Origin of the sequence: Streptomyces niphimycinicus (assembly GCF_018883605.1) — a bacterium.
Lineage (GTDB): Bacteria > Actinomycetota > Actinomycetes > Streptomycetales > Streptomycetaceae > Streptomyces > Streptomyces niphimycinicus.
Window position 1 is genome coordinate 1 of record NZ_JAHLEM010000633.1, and the last position, 6,130, is coordinate 6,130.

Sequence of the window (6,130 nt, forward strand, 5' to 3'; positions counted from 1 at the left end):
GCCATCCCCGCGGCCGCCTGCGGCGCCGCCGCGCTCGCGCTGCTGATCCACGCGTTCGGTGCCCTGTGCCGGGCCTCCGCCCACGGCGGCCCCGGCGCGCGTACCGCCCGTACCGCTCGTATCACCGGCACCGCTACGAACCGCGCCCCATAAGGCGCTCACCGAACCCGCCACCCCCCGTCCTTCCGCCTCACTTAGTCCGAGGAGCAACCACATGAGCTGCGACACGACCGATCAGCGCGCCCGTACGGGGAGGCGCGACCGATGAGAGTCCTGTTGCTCGGATCCGGCGGATTTCTCGGCCGCTATGTCGCCGAACACCTGCTCGCCGACCCCGCCGTCCAGCTCACCGCGCTCGGCCGCGGCGATGACGCCGATGTGCGGTTCGACCTCTCCAACGGCAGCCCCGGCGCGCTCACCCGCTTCCTCAACGCGGTCCACCCCGGCGTCGTGATCAACTGCGCCGGGGCGACCCGCGGCGGGGCGCGCGAGCTCACCCGGCACAACACCGTCGCCGTGGCGACCGTCTGCGAGTCGCTGCGCCGCAGCGGCTGCGGCGCCCGCCTCGTCCAGATCGGCTGCTCCGCCGAGTACGGGCCCTCGCAGCCCGGCTCGTCGACCGCCGAGGACGCCGTGCCGCGCCCCGGCGGCCCGTACGGCGTGAGCAAGCTCGCCGCGACCGAGCTGGTGCTGGGCTCCGGTCTCGACGCGGTGGTGCTGCGCGTCTTCTCGCCCGTGGGGCCCGGCACTCCGGCCGGTTCGCCGCTGGGGCGGCTCGCGGAGGCGATGCGGCGCGCGATGCAGTCCGGGGAGAGCGAACTCAAGCTGAGCGGCCTCGGCGTACAGCGCGACTTCGTGGACGTACGGGACGTGGCGCGGGCCGTCCACGCGGCCTCCCTGTCGGCCGCGCAGGGCGTCGTCAACATCGGCAGCGGGCGCGCCGTACGGCTCCGCGAGGCGGCCTCCGTGCTCGCCAGGGTCGCGGGCTTCGGCGGCGCCCTGCACGAGATCGACGCCCCGCCGGGGCGCGTCCCGGCCGCCGCCGGCCATATCCCGGCGCCCGCCCACCCCCATGGCACGGCCCACCCGCATGGCACGGCCCACGCCCATGCCACCGCGCACGGCCACGCGCCCGCTCACTCCCAGGCGGCGGCCGAGCACGGCGGCGGCCCGGGCGGCGCCGGCAACGCGACCACCTATCCCTATCCGGACGGCTGCGGCAGTTGGCAGCAGGCCGATGTGCGCACCGCCCGCGACCGGCTCGGCTGGCGCTCCCGGATCCCACTGGAGGAGTCGCTCGCCGACATCTGGATGGAGGCGGCATGTCGCATCTGATCCCCGCGGGCCCCTCGCAGGACGCCCAGGCCACCGCCGACCGGCTGGGCTTCGGAGTGCCCGGCTACGCCCACCCCCTGGTCGCGCCCACCGAGTGGGCCGAGCTCACCCGCCCCGGCACGCCCCTGCACTGGGCGGTCCTCAACGTCTCCCGCGGCCCCGGCACGAGCAGGGATCCGCACTGCCTTACGGCGGCGTCGAGGCTGCGCGCCACGGGCGTACGGGTGCTGGGCCACCTCGACCTGCGGTGCGGCACCCGCCCCTTCGGCGAGCTGATCAGTGACGCGAACCACTTCCTGGACTGGTACCAGGTCGACGGCTTCTGTCTGGACCGCTGCCCGGTGGACCGCCCCGGCCTGCCGGACGTCCGCCGTACGGTGGCCACGCTGCGGGCGCTGCTGGGCGGGGCGTATCTGGTGCTCGGCCAGGGCATCCACCCGCATGAGGGCTATCTGGAGCTCGCCGATCAGCTCGTGACCTTCCGGGGTTCATGGGCGGACTACCGCTGGTCCCAGGTGGCCGAGTGGACGGCGGGGTATCCGCCCGAACGGTTCTGCCACCAGGTGCACGGCGTTCCCCGCCGCCATCTCGAGGAAGCGCTGAGGATCGCCCGCTGGCAGGGCGCGGGCACGATCTACTTCACCGACCGTACGGCCCACCCTGAGGGGCGGACCTGCGCGGATTCCCCCTGGAAGGCCCTGCCCGGCTACTGGGACGAAATCGTCTCGCGACTCGGACCACGTGTCATGGAATGAGATGGGGCGTGGCAGTGTTACGAGAAGAAAACCTCCCCGCTCACGCGGGGGTGAACCGTTAGCTCCCTTCCCTTACGGAGTCCCCGTGTCGCTGCCACCGCTGGTCGAGCCGGCTTCCGAGCTCACCGTCGACGAGGTCCGCAGGTACTCACGCCATCTGATCATCCCGGATGTCGGGATGGACGGGCAGAAGCGGCTGAAGAACGCCAAGGTGCTCTGTGTGGGCGCGGGCGGCCTCGGCTCTCCGGCCCTGATGTACCTCGCCGCGGCCGGCGTGGGCACGCTCGGCATCGTGGAGTTCGACGAGGTCGACGAGTCCAATCTCCAGCGCCAGATCATCCACAGCCAGGCGGACATCGGCCGCCCCAAGGCGGAGTCCGCCCGTGACTCGGTCCTGGGCATCAACCCGTATGTCAACGTCGTGCTGCACGAGGGCCGCCTCGAGGCGGACAACGTGATGGAGATCTTCTCCCAGTACGACCTGATCGTGGACGGCACCGACAACTTCGCCACCCGCTATCTGGTCAACGACGCGTGCGTGCTGCTGAACAAGCCGTACGTGTGGGGCTCGATCTACCGCTTCGACGGCCAGGCGTCGGTCTTCTGGTCCGAGCACGGCCCCTGCTACCGCTGCCTGTACCCGGAGCCCCCGCCGCCGGGCATGGTCCCCTCCTGCGCCGAGGGCGGCGTGCTGGGCGTGCTGTGCGCCTCCATCGGCTCGATCCAGGTCACCGAGGCCATCAAGGTGCTCACCGGCACCGGCGACCCGCTGGTCGGGCGTCTGATGATCTACGACGCCCTGGAGATGACCTACCGCCAGGTCAAGGTCCGCAAGGACCCCGACTGCGCGGTCTGCGGTCCGAACCCGACCGTCACCGAGCTGATCGACTACGAGGCGTTCTGCGGTGTGGTGTCGGAGGAGGCCCAGGAGGCGGCGGCCGGTTCGACGATCACTCCCAAGCAGCTCAAGGAGTGGATGGACGACGGGGAGAACATCGACGTCATCGATGTCCGCGAGCCGAACGAGTACGAGATCGTCTCGATCCCCGGCGCCCGGCTGATCCCGAAGAACGACTTCCTGATGGGCGGCGCCCTCCAGGACCTTCCGCAGGACAAGAAGATCGTCTTGCATTGCAAGACGGGTGTCCGGTCGGCGGAGGTCCTGGCCGTCCTGAAGTCCGCGGGCTTCTCCGACGCCGTCCATGTGGGCGGCGGCGTGATCGGCTGGGTCAACCAGATCGAGCCCGACAAGCCGGTCTACTGATCTCCTGACGCACCGCGCACCAGGGGCCGGACCCGCCGCACCGACGGCGGATCCGGCCCCCTTGCCGTTCCATGAGCCCCTTACCGGCAGGTCGTGCCGCCCGCGGGCACCTTCCCGTCCAGCAGATAGGCGTTCACGGTCTTCGTCATACAGGCGTTGCCGCTGTTGTACGCGCCATGGCCCTGCCCCTTGTAGGTGACCTCGACGCCCACGCCCTGGCCCAGCTCCTCGACCATCTTCCGCGCCCCCTCGTACGGGGTGGCCGGGTCGCCGGTGTTGCCGACCACGAGGATCGGCGCCGAGCCCTTGGCGCTGACGTCCGGGGTGTCCGTGGTGCCGTCCACCGGCCAGCCGGTGCAGCCGAGCAGGCCCCAGGCCAGATACTCGCCGAAGACCGGTGACGCCTTACGGAAGCGCGGCAACTGCGCCTTCACATCGGTCACCGTGTAGCGCTGCCTGTCGTCCACGCAGTTGATGGCGGCATTGGCGGCGTTGATATTGCTGTAGTGGCCGTCGTCGTCGCGGCCGGACATCGAATCCGACATGGCGAGCAGCAGATTGCCCTCGTCGAGCTGCATCGCCTCCTGAAGCCCGATCGTCAGATACTTCCAGCTCTCCTTGTCGTAGAGCGCGGCGGCGATCCCGCCCAGCGCCCCGCCCTGGGTGAGTTTGCGGCCGCTCTCGGTGGACAGCGGCTTCTTGTCGAGCCGCTTCAGGAAGTCGACGATCCGGTCCGTACCGGCCGCCGGGTCGCCGCCGGTCGGGCAGGCCGCGCCCTTCTTGGCGCAGTCCTTCAGGTAGTTGTCCAGCGCGAGCTGGAAGCCCTTCGCCTGGCCGTAGGAGCCCTGCTCGGGGTCCTCGGTGGGGTCGACCACGGCGTCCAGGACCGCGCGTCCCACCCGGCTGGGGAAGAGATGGGCGTAGACGCCGCCGAGTTCGGTGCCGTAGGAGATGCCGAAGTACGACAGCTTGTCGTCGCCGAGCACCTGCCGCATGAGGTCCATATCGCGGGCGGCGCTCACGGTGTCCACATGGGCGAGCACCGTGCCGGAGCGCTTCTGGCAGCCCTTGATGAACTCCTTGGCGTCCGCCATCGCCGTCTTGACCTCGGCGTCGTTGTCCGGAGTGCCGTCGACGGAGTCGGAGGCGTCGATCTCCTTGTCGCTCTGGCAGATCACCCCGGCGCTCTCCCCGACCCCGCGCGGATCGAAGCTCACCAGGTCATAGCGGGAGCGCAAGGTGTCGTAGTCGGCGGCGAAACCGGGGAGCGAGGAGACACCGGAGCCGCCGGGTCCGCCGAAATTGAAGACCAGGGAGCCGATGCGCTTGCCCGGCCCGTTCGCCTTGGCGCGGATCATGGCCAGATCGATCGTCTCGCCCTTGGGTTTCGCGTAGTCCAGCGGCGCCTTGAGCGTGGCGCATTCCCACTCATCTCCCGGCTTCTCACCGGTGCCCTGGATCGCGGTCGGGGCAGGGCAGGACGACCAGTTGAGCTTCTGAGCGGTGAGCGAGCCGGGCAGCTCGGAGTCGGAGGGCGCGGCCGGGGCCGGCGCCGAGGGCTTGGTCGACGCCTTGCCCTGCTCGCTTCCCCCGTCTCCGTCGCAGCCCGCGACGGCGATGAGGGTGACCATGGCGGTCATGGAGACCAGCGCCCTGGTCCGTATGGTGCGTGTGGTACTCGGCATATCCGGAGATCCTATGAGGAGACGGGGGCGGAATCGTCCGTAGTTCTTCTCAATGCCATCACGGTTCGCGGGGCGGCGGGTCCGGGCGCGGACCCGGGACCAGGTCCCGTCGCGAAGATCCGCCGGACTGCACACCTAGCCGCAGACCTTGCCCTTCTGCGGCACCTTGCCCTGGAGCAGATAGGCGTTGACGGTCTTTCGGACGCAGGCGTTGCCGCTGTCGTACGCCCCATGGCCCTCGCCCTTGTAGGTGAGCTCGACCCCGACCCCGGGCCCCAGCTCCTTCGCCATCCGCCCCGCGCCCTCGTACGGGGTGGCCGGGTCACCGGTGTTGCCGACGACCAGGATCGGGGCGGACCCCTTGGCGCTCACGTCGGGTGTGGTCCAGGCGCCGTGGACCGGCCAGTCGGTGCACTGCGTCAGGCCCCACGCCATCATGTCGCCGAAGACGGGGGAGACCTTATGGAAGGCGGGAAGCTTCCGCTGGATGTCCGCGACCGTATAGCGCTGCTTGAAGTCGGCGCAGGTGATGGCGGTCAGCGCGGACTGAAGGGTGCTGTAGCGGCCGTCCGGGCCGCGCCCGTTCAAGGCGTCGCCCAGGGCCAGCAGGATCCTGCCGTCGCCCTGTTGGGCGCCCGCGATCCCCTGGGTGAGGTACTGCCAGTAGTCCCGGGAGTACAGGGACTGCGCGATACCGCCGTCGGCCAGGGACTCGGTCAGCTTCCGGCCGCCGTAGCCGCGCACCGGATGGCTGTCGAGCCGCTTCAGCAGCGAGCGGATCCGGGGCTGGGTGGGGCAGCTATAGACGCTGCTCTTGGGGCATGCCTTCAGATAGTCGCTCAGCGCGCGCTGAAATCCCTTGGCCTGGGCGAGCGCGCCCTGTTCGGGTGTCTGCATGGGGTCCACGACCCCGTCGAAGAGGGCGCGCCCCACCTGCTTCGGATACAGATGGGCGTAGACGCCGCCGAGTTCGGTGCCGTAGGAGACGCCGAAGTAGTGCATCTTCTTGTCGCCGAGGACGCGCCGCATGAGGTCCATGTCGCGGGCGGCGTTGGTGGTACCGACGTAGGGCAGGATCGTGCCGGAGTTCT

5 protein-coding genes are annotated in these 6,130 nt (G+C 70.3%); 3 read left to right on the top strand and 2 right to left on the bottom strand.

Translation table 11 applies throughout. The features are described from left to right. The first annotated feature begins 264 nt into the window (after positions 1-264). The 3 genes from KN815_RS38415 to moeZ all read left to right on the top strand — a co-directional run bounded on the left by KN815_RS38415 (position 265) and on the right by moeZ (position 3,354). A complete protein-coding gene (locus KN815_RS38415) occupies positions 265-1,335 on the top strand; it encodes an SDR family oxidoreductase (protein WP_216346445.1) in 1,071 nt (356 codons plus the stop codon). Next, positions 1,323-2,090, top strand: coding sequence for a spherulation-specific family 4 protein (locus KN815_RS38420; RefSeq protein WP_216346446.1), 768 nt, complete (start codon positions 1,323-1,325; stop codon positions 2,088-2,090). The genes KN815_RS38415 and KN815_RS38420 overlap by 13 nt, the downstream gene beginning before the upstream one ends. A gap of 85 nt (positions 2,091-2,175) precedes the next feature. Beyond that, a complete protein-coding gene (moeZ, locus tag KN815_RS38425; protein WP_078643444.1) occupies positions 2,176-3,354 on the top strand; it encodes an adenylyltransferase/sulfurtransferase MoeZ in 1,179 nt (392 codons plus the stop codon). A gap of 80 nt (positions 3,355-3,434) precedes the next feature. On the opposite strand, the gene KN815_RS38430 is transcribed toward moeZ, so the two are convergent. Together KN815_RS38430 and KN815_RS38435 are read right to left on the bottom strand one after the other, a co-directional pair. After that, a complete protein-coding gene (locus KN815_RS38430; RefSeq protein WP_216346447.1) occupies positions 3,435-5,039 on the bottom strand; it encodes an alpha/beta hydrolase in 1,605 nt (534 codons plus the stop codon). 135 nt (positions 5,040-5,174) lie between these two features. Beyond that, a partial coding sequence (locus tag KN815_RS38435) for an alpha/beta hydrolase (protein ID WP_216346448.1) occupies positions 5,175-6,130 on the bottom strand: 956 nt, incomplete at its 5' end.

Excerpts from the sequence above, each read along its gene's own strand:
- KN815_RS38430 (WP_216346447.1), bottom strand. The coding sequence starts at position 5,039 with ATGCCGAGTACCACACGCACCATACGGACCAGGGCGCTGGTCTCCATG.
- KN815_RS38415 (WP_216346445.1), top strand. The coding sequence starts at position 265 with ATGAGAGTCCTGTTGCTCGGATCCGGCGGATTTCTCGGCCGCTATGTC.
- KN815_RS38420 (WP_216346446.1), top strand. The coding sequence starts at position 1,323 with ATGTCGCATCTGATCCCCGCGGGCCCCTCGCAGGACGCCCAGGCCACC.